This is a genomic window from Bradyrhizobium sp. NBAIM14 (genome assembly GCF_020193895.1).
GTDB lineage: Bacteria > Pseudomonadota > Alphaproteobacteria > Rhizobiales > Xanthobacteraceae > Bradyrhizobium > Bradyrhizobium yuanmingense.
The window spans coordinates 403,347-418,641 of record NZ_JADYVQ010000003.1 but is presented as its reverse complement, the minus strand read 5'-3'; the positions used below and the strand labels follow the sequence as shown (position 1 = coordinate 418,641).

The 15,295-nt window shown below is 65.6% G+C and carries 14 protein-coding genes and 1 pseudogene; 5 read left to right on the top strand and 10 right to left on the bottom strand.

The window, feature by feature from the left end; all coding sequences use genetic code 11:
- Positions 1–66: 66 nt before the first annotated feature.
- Positions 67–1,599 (bottom strand): acyl-CoA carboxylase subunit beta, encoded by a 1,533-nt coding sequence (locus tag I6F28_RS11005; RefSeq protein WP_225124913.1) that lies wholly within the window; start codon positions 1,597–1,599, stop codon positions 67–69.
- A 140-nt stretch (positions 1,600–1,739) separates the two neighbouring features.
- Here I6F28_RS11005 and I6F28_RS11000 point away from each other — a divergent pair.
- From I6F28_RS11000 to I6F28_RS10990, 3 genes and pseudogenes are all read left to right on the top strand, one after another.
- Positions 1,740–2,141: pseudogene (locus tag I6F28_RS11000) on the top strand (DUF4260 family protein).
- A gap of 258 nt (positions 2,142–2,399) precedes the next feature.
- Positions 2,400–2,990: a hypothetical protein gene (locus I6F28_RS10995; protein WP_036011077.1), complete on the top strand. Its 591-nt coding sequence runs from the start codon at positions 2,400–2,402 to the stop codon at positions 2,988–2,990.
- 190 nt (positions 2,991–3,180) lie between these two features.
- On the top strand, positions 3,181–3,600 hold the full coding sequence (locus I6F28_RS10990; RefSeq protein WP_036011074.1) for a hypothetical protein: 420 nt from the start codon (positions 3,181–3,183) through the stop codon (positions 3,598–3,600).
- Positions 3,601–3,659: 59 nt separating this feature from the next.
- Here I6F28_RS10990 and blaOXA read toward each other — a convergent pair whose 3' ends face one another.
- The 8 genes from blaOXA to I6F28_RS10950 all read right to left on the bottom strand — a co-directional run bounded on the left by blaOXA (position 3,660) and on the right by I6F28_RS10950 (position 11,690).
- The gene (gene blaOXA / locus I6F28_RS10985) at positions 3,660–4,490 is read right to left on the bottom strand and encodes a class D beta-lactamase (RefSeq protein WP_370130464.1); all 831 of its coding nucleotides are present in this window, start codon (positions 4,488–4,490) and stop codon (positions 3,660–3,662) included.
- Between the two features lie 64 nt (positions 4,491–4,554).
- Positions 4,555–4,818: an EscU/YscU/HrcU family type III secretion system export apparatus switch protein gene (locus tag I6F28_RS10980; protein ID WP_025036968.1), complete on the bottom strand. Its 264-nt coding sequence runs from the start codon at positions 4,816–4,818 to the stop codon at positions 4,555–4,557.
- Positions 4,815–6,416 carry a flagellar hook-length control protein FliK gene (locus I6F28_RS10975; RefSeq protein WP_036011072.1) on the bottom strand — a complete coding sequence of 534 codons (1,602 nt, stop codon included), beginning with the start codon at positions 6,414–6,416 and terminating at the stop codon, positions 4,815–4,817. Before I6F28_RS10975 ends, I6F28_RS10980 begins: the two co-directional genes overlap by 4 nt.
- A 65-nt stretch (positions 6,417–6,481) precedes the next feature.
- Positions 6,482–7,267, bottom strand: a complete 786-nt coding sequence (locus tag I6F28_RS10970; protein WP_036011070.1) for an ATP12 family chaperone protein — start codon at positions 7,265–7,267, stop codon at positions 6,482–6,484.
- A gap of 74 nt (positions 7,268–7,341) precedes the next feature.
- Entirely contained in the window at positions 7,342–7,599 is a 258-nt protein-coding gene (locus I6F28_RS10965) for a hypothetical protein (RefSeq protein WP_225139879.1), read from the bottom strand.
- Positions 7,600–7,682: 83 nt separating this feature from the next.
- On the bottom strand, positions 7,683–8,897 hold the full coding sequence (locus I6F28_RS10960; RefSeq protein ID WP_036011066.1) for an RluA family pseudouridine synthase: 1,215 nt from the start codon (positions 8,895–8,897) through the stop codon (positions 7,683–7,685).
- 52 nt (positions 8,898–8,949) lie between these two features.
- Positions 8,950–10,287 (bottom strand): replication-associated recombination protein A, encoded by a 1,338-nt coding sequence (locus tag I6F28_RS10955; RefSeq protein WP_225139878.1) that lies wholly within the window; start codon positions 10,285–10,287, stop codon positions 8,950–8,952.
- Entirely contained in the window at positions 10,284–11,690 is a 1,407-nt protein-coding gene (locus tag I6F28_RS10950) for a DegQ family serine endoprotease (protein ID WP_036011123.1), read from the bottom strand. The genes I6F28_RS10955 and I6F28_RS10950 overlap by 4 nt, the downstream gene beginning before the upstream one ends.
- A 312-nt stretch (positions 11,691–12,002) precedes the next feature.
- Between I6F28_RS10950 and I6F28_RS10945 the strand changes: the two genes are divergently transcribed.
- On the top strand, positions 12,003–13,616 hold the full coding sequence (locus tag I6F28_RS10945) for an OprO/OprP family phosphate-selective porin (RefSeq protein ID WP_225139877.1): 1,614 nt from the start codon (positions 12,003–12,005) through the stop codon (positions 13,614–13,616).
- Positions 13,617–13,737: 121 nt separating this feature from the next.
- Here the strand turns inward: I6F28_RS10945 and I6F28_RS10940 are convergent, their stop codons facing one another.
- Positions 13,738–14,112 carry a winged helix-turn-helix transcriptional regulator gene (locus tag I6F28_RS10940; protein ID WP_036011060.1) on the bottom strand — a complete coding sequence of 125 codons (375 nt, stop codon included), beginning with the start codon at positions 14,110–14,112 and terminating at the stop codon, positions 13,738–13,740.
- A gap of 123 nt (positions 14,113–14,235) precedes the next feature.
- On the opposite strand from I6F28_RS10940, the gene I6F28_RS10935 reads away from it, so the two are divergent.
- Complete coding sequence (locus tag I6F28_RS10935) at positions 14,236–15,249, top strand: zinc-binding alcohol dehydrogenase family protein (protein WP_109143366.1); 1,014 nt, start codon at positions 14,236–14,238, stop codon at positions 15,247–15,249.
- Positions 15,250–15,295 lie beyond the last annotated feature (46 nt).

The following is a 15,295-nucleotide window of genomic DNA, read 5'->3' as shown; positions in this document are numbered from 1 at the left end:
GCAAAGCGACATGCGGGACCTCGGCAAAGACCCGGATTTCGCTGCGCTCATCCGGGCTACCTCCTATTACAACGGCAAATTGTCGTGCTTCTTCGCCGGCATTTCCGTCTTTTTGTCCTTCAGCATCGCCAGCGCCCGCGCGATGCGCTTGCGGGTCGAGTGCGGCATGATGACGTCGTCGATATAGCCGCGCTCGGCGGCGATGAAGGGCGACAGGAAGCGGTCTTCGTATTCCTTGGTGCGGGCGGCGATCTTGTCGGGGTCGCCGATGTCTGAGCGGAAGATGATCTCGACCGCGCCCTTGGCGCCCATCACCGCGATCTGGGCGGTCGGCCACGCATAGTTCATGTCGGCGCCGATCTCCTTGGAGGCCATGACGTCGAAGGCGCCGCCATAGGCCTTGCGGGTGATGATGGTGACGAGCGGCACGGTGCACTGCGAATAGGCGAACAGGAGCTTCGCGCCGTGCTTGATCAGGCCGCCATATTCCTGCGCGGTGCCGGGCAGGAAGCCCGGCACGTCGACGAAGGTGACGATCGGGATGTTGAAGGCGTCGCAGAAGCGGACGAAGCGCGCCGCTTTCCGCGATGCGTCGCTGTCGAGCACGCCGGCCAGCACCATCGGCTGGTTGGCGACGAAGCCGACGGTGCGGCCCGCAATGCGGCCAAACCCGGTGACGATGTTCTTGGCGAAGGCATCCGCGATCTCGAAGAAGTCGCCCTCGTCCACGACCTTCAGGATCAGCTCCTTCATGTCGTAGGGCTTGTTCGGATTGTCGGGGATCAGCGTGTCGAGCGACATGTCGACCCGCTCGATGTCATCGAAGCTCGGCCATTCCGGCACGCCGTCGGTGTTGTTGGAGGGCAGGAAGTCGATCAGGCGACGCATCTGCAAGAGCGTCTCGACGTCGTTCTCGAAGGCGCCGTCGGCGATCGAGGAACGCGTCGCATGCACCGAGGCGCCGCCGAGCTCCTCGGCGGTGACGACCTCGTTGGTCACGGTCTTCACCACGTCGGGACCGGTGACGAACATGTAGCTGGTGTTCTTCACCATGAAGATGAAGTCGGTCATCGCAGGCGAATAGACGTCGCCGCCGGCGCAGGGGCCCATGATGACGGAGATCTGCGGGATCACGCCCGAGGCAAGCACGTTGCGGCGGAACACGTAGGAATAACCGGCGAGCGCGGCGACGCCTTCCTGGATGCGGGCGCCGCCGGCGTCATAGAGGCCGATGATGGGCGCCCTCGCCTTCATCGCCATGTCCTGGAGCTTCGTGATCTTCAGCGCATGCGTTTCCGAGAGTGAGCCGCCGAACACCGTGAAGTCTTTGGCAAACACAAAAGTCTTGCGGCCGTTGACGGTGCCCCAGCCGGTGACGACGCCGTCGCCCGGCACCTTGCTCTTCTCCATGCCGAACTCGGTGGAGCGGTGCTCGACGAACATGTCGAACTCCTCGAACGATCCCTTGTCGAGCAGAAGCTCGATGCGCTCGCGGGCCGTCAGCTTGCCGCGGGCGTGCTGCGCCTCGATGCGCTTCTCCCCGCCGCCGAGCTTTGCGCCGGCACGACGATCTTCAAGGGCGTCCAGGATGTGTTTCATTTGCTCCCGCCAGTTCTTAAGTGATGGGCGGGTTCTAACACGGCATTTTGCGGCCCGGAAAGCCGCTTTCGCCGTCGCAGGGCTGCCCTGCCGTAGCGGGAAAGCGCAAGGAATTACAAAGTTTTGCCCGGGAGGCGAGCGTGAGCGAAGGAACGGCCGAGACGGGCGCTGCAACAGGCGGCGTCAACATCCTGCTGCGGCTGGAGGGCCTCACCTTGTTTGCAGGAATGGTGACGCTCTATGCGGCCTGAGACGGGTCGTGGCTGGTGTTTGCGCTGCTGTTCTTCGTACCCGATCTGAGTTTCCTGGCCTACCTGTCCGACGCTAGGTTCGGTGCGATGGTCTACAACGCCGCCCACAGCTACTTGGTGCCGGTGGCGCTGCTGACGCTGGGCTTCGCCCTCGCCTCGCCCCTCACCCTCTCCATCGCCTTGATCTGGCTTGCCCATATCGGCATCGACCGGGCGCTCGGCTACGGCCTGAAATATTCCGCCGGGTTCGGCTTCACCCACCTGGGGCGGATTGGGCGGAGGGACTCCTGATCTCCCTTCCGGCTGAGTGCGTAGCCCGGATGGAGCGGAGCGTAATCCGGGACGGTGCAGCGCGGGCGCGATTCCCCCGGATTTCGCTGCGCTCCATCCGGGCTACAGGACCGCATTTGTCGCACCAGCGGGTTGACCGGGCCGACCGATTCAGGCTTGCTCCGAGTCAGATCAGGCGCCGAATGTTGCGTGAGCCCAATCGGTACGGCGGTGATCATCATGCCCTAGCTCCAGCGTCTACCTACTGGCATCACCGAGATGTCCGCGACGGTCGTCCCCTTGCCGCCGAACCCAGCGTCCGAAACGATCGACTTCCTGCGCCGCATGGCCGGCATGGTGTCGGGGCGGAACGGCGAGATGCTGCTGCGCGCAGCCAGCATGATCGAGACGCTGAGCCAGCGGGCGATGTCGGCCGAGCGGCTCTATCATCAGGCGCAGGAAGAGAGCACGCGCAACGCCGAGCTGCGCGAGTCCGCCGAACTCGCCTCCGACGCCATGGTCGGCCAGATCGCGGCGCTGCGGGCACCGCTCGCCGAGCTCACCGCCGCGACCGCAGCCGAGCGCGCCGCCTTCGATGCCGAGCGCGGCAAGCTGCTCGAGCTGATGCAGCATGCCGAGAGACATATCGGCAAGCTCACGACGGAGCTCGACAGCTTGCGCGCCTCCGTCGACAGCTTCAACGAGACCGCGGTCTCGGTGCCGATCGAAGTGCTGCGGCTGGCGCGGACGCAGTTCGATTATCTCTCCAGCGGCTTTGCCCGGCGCGGCGATCCGATCTCGCAGGCCATGAGCGAGATCGGCGGCTTCGCCATCGACCGGGCGCTGACGGCGAAGCCTGACAACGCCTGAACTCCGTCCCCGAAATCGTCGACTTTCAGCTCGAGCTGGACCGCCGGGCTGGCGCTCAGAATTGCCGAGGAGTTGCCGATGGCTGCGTGGTGTTGCCATGGCGTCATCATAGCAGTGACACCGAAACCACTACAGGCCGGGCGTTCGAAGGCGATATCAGCGCAGCAAGCACCCACGACCGGAGAGAGCAATGTTCGTCGATATCGATAATGCATCACTCGAAACGGCAGGCTCGAGCCTGCCCGGAGATCAACCCATCTTCATGCTCAATCTTCTACGCTATCGGGATGAGGCCTTGTACCCAGACAAATCCGAGCTTCCAGCCTGTAGCGGCCGCGAAGCCTATTTCACGCGCTATGTCCCCGCATTTCGCAAGGTCGCGATTCCGCAAGGGGTCAGGCCAACTTGGCTAGGATCCGTCGGAGCTCTGCTGGTGGCGGCGCAAGGCGACGCCTGGCACGACGCCGCAATCGTGCGCTACCCGGACTTCGCGACCTTTCGAGTCATCGTCTCGAGCTCCGATTACCGGCGTGAGGCCGAACCCCACCGCTTTGCCGCGCTCGCCGATTGGCGTCTGATTGCGACGACTGAGGTTCAGGTGCCGGCTTGACGTGCAACCGCACGCATTGACCGTGTGCGAACAGGTTGCTTCTAAACCTCACGGTCTCGCTAGAGCGCGCCGATCTCGGCAAGGCAGGCTTGGGTCAGCGTCATGCGAGCCTCGATGTGGCGCGGCTCCTTGCAATCCATGTTGAGCGCGAACACGGTATGGGCTTCGCCCTTCTCGGCCCAGCCGACCATCCAACCGAGCGACGGATCGCCGCGCTCGGCGCCCAGGAGACCGGACTTGGCGCGAATGACGGCGTCGCCGACCTTCGTCGCCGGCAGGATATCGGCAACGAGATCCTGGCTGCGCTTCGAGATCGGCAGCGCGCGGCGGCGCAGCCGGTCGACGAAATCGACTTGCTCGACCGGATCGATGCGCAACGCCCCTGTGAGCCAGAACTGGTCGATGCCGCCGCCGATGTCGCGATTGCCATAGTCGAACGCGTCGACATATTGCTGCATGCGCACCTCGCCGATGCGGCGCGCGATCTCCTGATAGACCGGCACCGCGCTCACCGCGATTGCGCTGCGCAGCGTGTGATCCTTGTTCCAGGCCTCGATCGGCCGCTTGACGCCGTCCCAGGCAAACACGTCCTTGTCGGGGTCAGTGACGACACCGGCCTCGAGCGCAATCAGCGAGTTGGGAATCTTGAAGGTCGAGGCCGGCAACTTGCCCTCGCCCGAGCGCTCCTTGTCGCTGGCGACGATCAGATAGTCCTCGACCTTGTAGCCGACGAAGGTGCCCGACGTGCCGAGATCGGTGAAGCGCTTTGCAAGAGCGTCGCGGATTTCATTGCGCGGCGGCGCGACATGGGCGCGCGCGCGTCGAGGCAGGATCACGGTTGCGGCGAGGAGGCCGAGGGTGGAACGGCGGGTCAGCAAGGGCGGGTCCATTGAGCGGCGGAAAAACCGGTGCGACCATGCAGCCGCTAAGTGTTGAAACGATGACAGGTTGTTTTTACCGTCCCCGGCCCGACAGCCGCAGCACGAACACCAGCACCTCGGCGACGGCCTTGTAGAGATCCGGCGGGATCTCGTCGCCGAGCTCGACCTTCGACAGCGCGCCGGCCAAGACCTCGTTCTCCTCGATCGGAATGTCGTGGGCCTTGGCGATCTCGACGATCTTCTCACCGATCGTGCCCTTGCCCTTGGCGACGACGACGGGCGCGCCAGATCCCTTCTCGTAATGCAGCGCGATCGCGAGCTTGGAGGGATCGCTCATGTGGCGCGATCCAGGAAGTGGCCGGCGCGAGCCGGCGCCGGTGGCGGCGGCGTGCCGTCGCGGACCACGATATCGCCGGGCTTGAGCTCGGCCTTCGTCAAGGCCTGGCTGAGCTCACCGATGCCGGCGCGGAGCTGCTGCGCCGTGGCCGGCCGCTCCGCCCACATCCGAACGAAGGTCTTGTCGCCGTTCAGCGTGATCAGCGCATGCACGGGTCCGGCCGGCTCGACATCGAGCGAGAAGCGCGCGCGCCAGGCGCGCTTGGCGGGGTCGTCCGACTCATTGCCGCCATCGCGCGAGATCTCGAACTGCGCCATCGCGGTACCTTGCGGGGTCGCGAACGGAATTTCGAAATTCCACTGCGGCGCGGCCGGATCGATGCGGTGGCCGCTGGCGTCGGTGCGATCGGGGAGCGAGGCAATTTGCAACAACGTCTGGCGGGCGATCGCGGCATCGGTCTCGTCGAGCAGACGATGCACGGTTGCAGCCAGCGGCGTATCCGGCGCGAGCGACGGCATGGCAATGGACTGAGGCGCCGGCAGCGCGCCCCGGACCGGCGGAGGTGTCGGATGCGCGGCCGCCTCGAAGATATGGGCATCCGGCACGGACTTGTTGGAGCCCGGCACGTTGCCGGTCAGGCGCGGCAGGTTTTCCGTGACCTCCTGCAGCAGGCTCGTGGCAAGGCCCCCGGACATGGTGCGCGACACCAAAGCTTGCGGATTGTTGCCCGCCACATCGGCCAGCAGAGCGGCAGCAAACGCACCGCGCGACGCTTGCGCCGGGCGGGCGCGTTCCGGCAACGCCGCTTGTGCCGTTTCGCCCGCCAGCGCGGAGGCTGCGGTCTGCGTCGTGGCCGCAGCACTCGCCGGCAGCGCCACACCTTGCGCAGTTGCCTGCGGCGCGCCGAAGGTCGATGCCAGGGTCTGGCGCAACACCAGCAGAGCGGCCTTCAAGTCCGGGATCGCGCCGGAGGACGGCGTCGTGCCTGCGGCCAATGAGGCCTCGAGAAACAGTCCGGACTTCTGGAACGCGGATTCGATATCGCCGCCGTCGAGGGCGGTGTTGAGCGGCGTCTGCTGCGCCAGCACGTCGAGCACCGCCTGCTTCAGCCTAGCGGGCAGATTGCTGCTCGTCACAACAGAGGCCAGGTTGGCGAACAGCGGCGCCTGGCTGCCCTGTTTGGTCACGGCCCCGGCAGAGGCCGTTTGAACGGCCACCTGCTCGGACGGAGTGAGGGTGTTCCGTGCCGTGGCCACCGACGGCGCCAGCGGCGGGCTCTCCACCAGCGAGGCCGTGCGCGGCGTCAGCGTGACCTGATCTCCCGCCGCCTCGCCTGCCCCGCCCATGACCGCGAGGCGAATGGTGCCGTTGCTCTGCGAGACCGCGAGCTGGAGATTCTGCCCTGGCGTCAGAGCCACCTCAGACATCACGTCCATCGCCAGGTTGGCGATCGCGATCCGCACCAGATTGTCGGCGAGCACGCTGACCACCCTGGCATCGACGACACTGCCGGCTTGAAGCATGAGATCCGGCGTCGCCGCATCAGCCGGGCGGCTGGCGGCGTTGACGGGAGCGATGGGGGTGACCGGCGTCGGCATCTCGGCAGCCCTAGGGGAATGCCGGCTACCGTAACCGCCGCCTCGTAAACCTCTCGTTAAGGACCTCAGATGGCCGGCTGCTTCACCGCCGCCAGAACCGTCACAGCGGCCTGGAAATCCTTCAGGCGGGCGGCGCGGCGGGCGGCCGCCTCCTCGTCCACGCCCCATTGCTCCACGTTCCAGTCCTCGTCGACATGGGCGGCGGCCCAGACCTGGTCGGCATCGCGCACGCCTTGGTCCAGCGCCAGCGCAAGCAGTGCCGAGCCGGTCAGGGTGGTCACCATGTGGAGCGCGGCGACCGACCAGGGATCGCCGGGCAGCGCCGCCCGTGCGGCCTTCACCGCCTCGTCCGGCTGCTTCACGTGCATGACGCCTTCGGACAGGATGAAATGCGCACCCAGTGTCTGCGCCGCCCAGGACAGCACGGGATCCCAATGCGCAGCCTCCCGGGCGACCAGTCCCTCGGGATGGCCGGCGCGATAGAACAGCAGGTCAGATTCGAAATATTTGGCGAGGTCGTCGCTGACGAGCTCGACGCGATCGATAACGCCCTCGACCACGCTGTTGGCGATGCGCGTCAAAGGCATGGTCACGGGATCGATCGCCTCGCCTTGGGCGGCCCATTCCGCGGCGACGCTATCTGCGAGCGCGCGCGTCGGGATCACCAATTGGCGGCCGGAGGGCGTACGGATCGGCTTGCCGTCGAGAGTGATGGCGAAGCCGCCCTCGGCATCGACGACGCCGGCCTCCTTGTAGAAGCGCTTGCGCATTGGCGTGCGCGCGGACGCGCGCGCCGATTCCCGGGGATCCGGCGCAGGCTGCCTTGCTGCTTCCTCGAACAATTCGCGCATGTCGGTTTTTCCGATCCTATCGTCTGTCAAATTACCTGTGTCGTCATGGCCCCGCTTGGACGCCGATGAGGCGGCTAGTTCGCGCAGCTACGCGCATAAGTGCCGCGATCGGCCGGGCCCAGTCCTGCGGCTGCAGCGTCGTGGAGGCACTTCGTGACGCGATCGCCGAAGGAATTGCGCGGCAGCGGCTGGTAATTGTAGCGCGGCGGCGCGTCAAACTGCGGAACCTTGGGCACCTCGATCTTCGGCGGCGGTGGCGGCGCAGGCAGCGGTGGAGCGAGCCGCGCGGCGTCCGGCGAGACATATTGCGCGCGGACGGCCGGCCCTACCAACAGAGTAGCCAAGAGCGCCAAGCAGATCGACAGTCGTCTCATGGGGAAACATGTCGTGCGTCAGTCGCCCCTATTCAACCTCACTATTCTTCAGGCGCGTTCTCGATCGGATCAAATCTGGTTGCGTCCAGCCCCAGCAGGTTCCACGACTGCTGCATGTGCGGCGGCAACGGCGCGGTGGCGTCGATCACGCCGCCGCGCGGATGCGGAATGACGATGCGGCGTGCGAGCAGATGCAGCCGGTTCTGCAGGCCGCCCGGCAGCTGCCAGTTCTCGATGTTGAAATATTTGGGATCGCCGACGATGGGATGGCCGATATGGGCCATGTGGGCGCGCAGCTGGTGGGTGCGGCCCGTCACCGGCTTCAGCGACACCCAGGTCAGCTTGTTGCCGGCGGTCTCGACCACGGCGTAGTACGTCACCGCGTGACTGGCGCCCTCATCGCCATGCTGGGCGATGCGCATGATGGTGTCGTCCTCGCCCTCCTCCTTTGCAAGGAAGGTCGAGATGCGGCCCTGCTTCGGCTTCGGCAGGCCCGGCACCAATGCCCAATAGACCTTGCGCGCCGACCGCGAGCGGAACGCGCCGGTCAGGTGTGAGGCAGCGAAGCGCGTCTTGGCGATCAGGAGACAGCCCGAGGTCTCGCGATCGATGCGGTGCACGAGGCGGGGCTTCTGGCCTTTGGCATCGCGCATCACTTCAAGCATCTGGTCGATGTGCCGCGTCATGCCCGAGCCACCCTGCACGGCAAGGCCGGCCGGCTTGTTCAGGACGAGGACGTCGTCGTCCTCCCAGATCGTCATCTCCTTCAGCGCCTTCAGCGTCTTCTGCGCGGCCTCCGAGAGCTCGCCGACGACCTTCGGCGCATCGAGCTTGAGCGGCGGGATGCGGACGCTCTGTCCCTCCTCCAGCCGGTCTTTGCTGTCGACGCGCTTGCCGTCGACGCGCAGCTCGCCTTTGCGTACGACGCGCTGGATGTGGGAGAACGACAGGCCGGGAAAGCGCGCCTCGAGGAATCGATCCACGCGCATGTTGTTCTCGTCGGCCGTGACCGTGACGGTCTGCACCTTGGTCGGTAGCAGCGCCTCGACGGACTTTTCAGGCGCAGGCCTCTCCTGGACCGCTTTGGGCGGACGCCGCTCGGCGCGCTCGCCGGCAAAGCGCGGCGGCTTACCGCCGGGCTTGCCACCCGGACGCGGCCCGGCCTTCTTCGCGCTACGCGCCTGATGCGCCCGCGAGTCGTCGCGTTCGTCACGCGACCGTGGCTTTGGGTTCATTCTCTTGATACGGCGGCTCATGGTTGCCTGCGTACCCCAAAAGCGGCCTTCCGTCACGACGAAATGGCCGCTTCTAGCGGGAGTCGCCCCGCTCCTTGCGCAGCTTGGCCCAGTAATCCAGCCGCTTCCTGATCTCGCGTTCAAAACCCCGGTCGGGCGGGTCGTAGAAGGTCTGGCGGCCCAGGGCCTCCGGGAAGTAGTCCTGGCCGGAGAAGGCATCCGGCGCATCGTGGTCGTATGCGTAGCCGGAGCCGTAGCCTTCCGACTTCATCAGCTTGGTCGGGGAATTGAGGATGTGCTTTGGCGGCAGCAGCGAGCCGGCCTGCTTGGCGACCTGCATCGCGGTGCCGAAGGCGGTGTAGACCGCGTTCGATTTCGGCGCGGTGGCGAGATAGACCACGGCCTGGGCGATGGCGAGCTCGCCCTCGGGATGGCCGAGGAAGTCGAAGGCGTCCTTGGCGGCATTGGCGATGACGAGCGCCTGCGGATCGGCCAGCCCGATGTCCTCGACCGCTATGCGCACGACGCGGCGGGCCAGGAACAGCGGGTCCTCGCCAGCGTCCAGCATGCGCGCGAGGTAATACAGCGCGGCATCGGGATCGGAGCCGCGCACCGATTTATGCAGCGCCGAGATGAGATTGTAGTGGCCGTCGGCCGATTTGTCGTAGATCGGCGCGCGGCGCTGCAGAATCTCCTGCAGCTGCGCGGCATTGAAAATCTCGTCCGCCCGCGCCGAACGCCAGACTTCTTCGGCGAGCGTCAACGACGCACGGCCATCGCCGTCGGCCATGCGCACCAGCACCGCGCGCGCCTCCGCATCGAGTGGCAGCTTCCTGCCCTCGACGGCTTCGGCATGCACGAACAGCTTTTCGATCGCGGCGGCATCGAGCGAGCGAAACACCAGCACGCGCGCACGCGAGAGCAACGCCGCATTGAGCTCAAAGGACGGGTTCTCGGTGGTGGCGCCGACCATGACGACAGTGCCGTCTTCCATCACCGGCAGAAAGGAGTCCTGCTGGGCGCGGTTGAATCTGTGCACCTCATCGACGAAGAGCAGCGTGCCCTTGCCCATCTCGCGACGGGCGCGCGCGGCATCGAACGCTTTCTTGAGGTCGGCGACGCCAGAGAACACCGCAGAGATCTGCTCAAAATGCAGATCCGTCGCGTCAGCCAGGAGCCGCGCCACCGTGGTCTTGCCGGTGCCGGGCGGGCCCCAGAACACCAGCGAGCCGAGCGTGCGCGTTTCCAGCATGCGCGTCAGCGCACCATCGGGGCCGAGGATGTGATCCTGGCCGACGACCTCCGACAGCGCACGCGGGCGCAGCCGGTCCGGCAGCGGATGCGGAGCATCGTGATCGAGCCCCGCCGCAGCAAAGAGAGTCGGTGTCTCCGTTGGTCGCTTCGGACTCATCCGCCCAGCGTGACGTTGATCTGCTGGCCACCACGCACCAGCGTGATGCGCCAGATCCGTGCCCGTTCACCTGCAGCCTTCTCGAGGTCGCCGGTCTTGCTGATCTTCTGATTGTTGACGGCCAGGATGATGTCGCCCTTCTGGAAGCCGACACTCGCAGCCGCGGTATCGCCGCCGATATCGGTGATCACGACGCCTTCGGTGTCGGCATCCAGACGCAGCTCATCGGCGACGGCCGGCGTGATGGTCGAAACCTTCGCGCCCTGGAACGGCGAACGCGCGGTGACGACGAGCTCGTTGCGCCCGGTGTCGGGCGCGGTCTCCAGCGCTACCGTGAGCTTCACCGACTTGCCGCCGCGCTGCACGTCGAGCTGCGCGGTGCCGCCGAGCGGACGGGTTGCGAAGCGATAGTCGAAGGCGTTGGGATCATCCACGATCTGGCCGTCGATCCCGGTGATGAGGTCGGAGGATTTCAGGCCGGCTTTCGCCGCCGGACCGTTCGACACCACGCTCGCGACCAGCGCACCGGTCGGCGAGCGCAAGCCGAGGCTCTCGGCGATGTCGGGCGTCACCGCCTGCAATTTCGCACCGAGCCAGGGCCGCTTCACCGCCTTGCCGCCGCTCTTGGCGGAGGCGACGACGACGCGCACCATGTTGGCGGGAATCGCAAAGCCGATGCCTTGCGAGCCGCCGGAGCGCGAATAGATCGCGGTATTGATGCCGGCGAGCTTGCCACCCATGTCGACCAGCGCGCCGCCGGAATTGCCCGGGTTGATCGCCGCATCGGTCTGAATGAAGAACTGATAGTCGGTGATGCCCACTTGCGTGCGCGCCAGCGCCGAAATGATACCCTGGGTCACGGTCTGGCCGACGCCGAACGGATTGCCGATCGCGAGCACGACGTCGCCGACCAAGAGCTCATCGGAATTGGTGAAGTCCAGCGTCGGGAACTTCTCCTTGCTGTCCTTCAGGCGCAGCACGGCGAGATCGGTCCGGGAATCCTTGAGCAGGATCTCGGCCTCGAACTCGCGCTTGTCCGACAGCGACACCTTCACCTGGTCAGCGCCCTCGATGACGTGGACGTTGGTGACGACGAGGCCGGAGGCATCGACGATGACGCCGGAGCCGAGCGAGCGCTGCATCTGCTCGGGCTGCTGGCCCGGCACGCCGAAGAAGCGGCGGAAGATCGGATCGTCCAGTAGCGGATTGCGGTTCTGCACCACCTTGGCGGCATAGACGTTGACGACCGCCGGCTGCACCCGCTGCACGATCGGCGCATAGGACATCCGCAGCTCGGCCGGCGACGACGGGACCCGACGGTCCTGCGCAGCAGTCGGATTGAAGGTGGCCGAAAAGGCTACGCACAGCGCCGTAAGGGCGGCAGTCCAGGTCGCTCGAAACATTCCTACCTCTTGGAAAAGACGCCGGAATATAGGCGCGTTCGCCTCCCAATAGAAGGCCGCCGGCGGGCAATATTCGGTCCCTTCGCAGCCGTGTCCGGCATGCAAGGGTGCCGTGCGAATCGGCCATTTGCCCGGCGGCGGATTGGCATGATGTGCGTCATCTTGCATGGTGGTGTGAAGCGGATTCGGTTGCGGCGAATTTGCATCAGTGGGAACCCACGCAACCGCTCGCAGCGTCGCGGGGCAGTCATCGATCACACCTAGGCTCTCCCTTCGCGACTTGGGGAAAACAGTCAGATGATGGAGCGTAACGTGAGCAGAACAAGAATTGCGGCCACCGCGATTGGTCTCGCCGGCGCGCTGGCGGCCTCGCAGGCCCAGGCCCAGTCGGCAAGCAGCAGTGAGCAGGAGATCGCGCTGTTGAAGCAGCAGTTGAAGATGCTCGAACAGAAGCTCGACAAGCTGCAGAGCCAGACCGCGGCGAACACGGCAGCCGCAGCAAAGGCGAAAGTCGAAGCCAAGGCAGAGGCAAAGGCCGAGGCGCGCGCGGAGGCAAAGGCCGCGGTGGCCAATGCCAACGCGGCAATTCCCGTCAAGGGGCCGGCGCCGGCGTCCGGCGTCGTCGTGACGATGCCGAACAACCGGCCGACGATCTGCACCGCCGACCAGGCCAATTGCGTCGCCATCACCAGCCGCCTGCATTGGGATGTCGGCGGCTATGACTATCGTCCCAACACCGCGGCGACCGTGCCGCAAAAGCTCGACAGCGGCCAGAACGTCCGCCGCGCGCGCATCGGTGTCACCGGCAAGTTCTTCCACGATTGGAATTTCGCGCTGGTCTACGATTTCGGCGGCTCGTCCGACGGATTTGGCGGCGCCGCGCCGGGATCGCTGCCCGGCGGCGGCGTCTCCGGCGTCGAGAACGCCTATATCAGTTATACCGGCTTGAAGCCGTTCGGCGGCAAGATGGCGATCGAGGCCGGCATCATGGATCTGCCATACACGCTCGACGAAGCGACGAGCTCGAACGACATCATGTTCATGGAGCGCGCCTCGCCCGGCGTGATCGCGACCAACATCGCTGCCGGTGACTTCCGTTCCGCAGCCGGTGCGCGCTGGTTCAACGACCAGCTCTGGATCGGCGGCTATGTCACGGGACCGACGACCGGTGCGATCCATTCCGCCTCGAGCGCGGCGCCGCCCGGCACCAGCGAGCAATATGGTGCCGTGGCGCGCGTCGCCGGCAATCCGATCAGCACGAAGGACTACTCGGTGCATATCGGCGCCAATGCGCAATGGCTGATCCAGCCGCCGCGCAATCTCATCGCCAACACCCAGACGGTCACGCTCAGCGATCGTCCGGAATTGCGTCTCGACCCGACCACGCTGATCTCGACCGGCGCTATCGCCAATGCCTCGGGCGCGCAGGTCTACAGCGTCGAGGCGGCGGCGACCTACGGTCCGTTCATCGTCCAGGGCGAGTATTTCTGGTACAATGTCGATCGCACTGCCAACACGGCCGTGCCGCTGACGGGTGCACCGAGCCTGAAATTCCAAGGCGGCTACGCGCAGGCCGGCTATGTGCTGACCGGCGAAGGCCGCTCCTACAATGCGGCGAACGCGGCCTATAGCGGCGTCAAGCCGGCACATCCGTTCTCGCTCGACGGCGGCGGCTGGGGCGCGTGGGAGATCGCAGGACGGTTCTCGACGATCGACCTCAACGATCAGCTCGCGACCGCGAGCGGCGTCGCAGGCGGCCGGCAGACCGTCTATACGCTCGCGCTCAACTGGTACGTCAACGGCAACGTGCGCTTCATGCTCGATTATCTGCACGGCACGGTGTCGCGACAGGCCTCGCCGATCTCGACCGCCGACGTCGGCTCGAAGTTCGACGCGGTCGCGATGCGCACGCAGTTCGCGTTCTAGAGCATGATCCGGAAAAGTGTGAAGCGGTTTTCCGAAAAGATCATGCTCAAACAAAAACCTAAAGCGCGATCGCGCTTTAGAACGCGCTCGTTCGGGAGCGGCAGCGTCCGCTTCCGAACGATCACGCCGCGCGCTTCTTCTTCACGACCACGGGCGGCGGCGCGCAGGACAACCGCTCCTGGTGGCTCTCGCCCCAGGCCTTCAGGATGTCGATCACGGGCCTCAGGCTCTCGCCCAGTTCGGACAGGCAATACTCCACCCGCGGCGGCACCTCGGCATAGACCTTGCGGATGACGAGCCGGTCTTCCTCCAGCGCGCGCAGCTGCTTCGTCAGCATGCGCTGGGTGATGCCAGGCATCCGGCGGCGCAATTCGCCGAAGCGCTGGGTGCCGCTCTGCAGGTGGTAGAGGATCACGCCCTTCCACTTGCCGTCGATCAGGTCCAGCGTCGCCTCGACCGAGCAGCCTGGACGGCGGGCGAAGTTACGGCGTTTCATGCGGCTTTTTCCCAATAGTATCCAAACAGGGACTATATCCCCAAATTTACAGTACTTGCCAAATCGGAGCTAGAGCGACAGTTAGGGCAGCGGGCGAACAAAGCCATCTGATGGAGACACGCCATGAAAGCCGTCGGCTACAAGAAATCGCTTCCGATCGAGGACGCGGAATCACTGTTCGATTTCGAGACCGCTAAACCCGACCCCAAAGGGCGCGACATCCGCGTCGCGGTGAAAGCGATCTCGGCCAATCCGGTCGACTACAAAGTGCGCAAGCGCGCCGCCCCGCCCGAGGGCGAGACGAAAATCCTCGGCTACGACGCGGCCGGCGTGGTCGATGCGGTCGGGTCTGAGGTCACGCTGTTCAAGCCAGGGGACGAGGTGTTCTACGCGGGCTCGATCCTGCGCCAGGGCACCAACGCCGAATTCCATCTGGTCGACGAGCGCATCGTCGGCGCCAAACCGAAGAGCCTGTCGTTCGCCCAAGCCGCCGCTCTTCCCCTCACCTCGATCACCGCCTGGGAGCTGCTGTTCGACCGGCTCGGTGCGGTGCCGGGCAAGAGCGTCGATCCGCGCACGCTGTTGATCACCGGCGGCGCCGGCGGCGTCGGCTCGATCCTGATCCAGCTCGCCCGCCGCCTCACCGGGCTGACGGTGCTCGCCACCGCGACACGGCCGGAGTCGCAGAAATGGTGCCTCGATCTCGGCGCGCATGCGGTGATCGACCATGGCAAGCCGATGAAGGAGCAGATCGAGAAATTGAACCTGCCGCCGGTTGCGCTGGTGGCCAGCCTCACCTTTACCGACCAGCACTACAAGGCGATCGCGGAATTCATGGCACCACAGGGCAAGTTCGGCCTGATCGACGATCCCCCGGAGTTCACGATTGCCGCATTCAAGGGCAAGGCAATCTCGGTGCATTGGGAATCGATGTTCACGCGCTCCTCGTTCCAGACGCCTGACATGATCGCGCAGCATCATCTGCTCAATGACGTGGCCGACCTCATCGACAAGGGCGTGTTGCGCACCACACTCGACCAGACCTTCGGCACAATCAACGCAGCCAACCTGAAGCGCGCGCACGCGCTGTTGGAGAGCGGCAAGTCGCGCGGCAAGATCGTGCTGGAGGGATGGTAGCTTTCGTCGGGTGGGCAACGCGCACTTGCGCAGTGCCCACCATCTC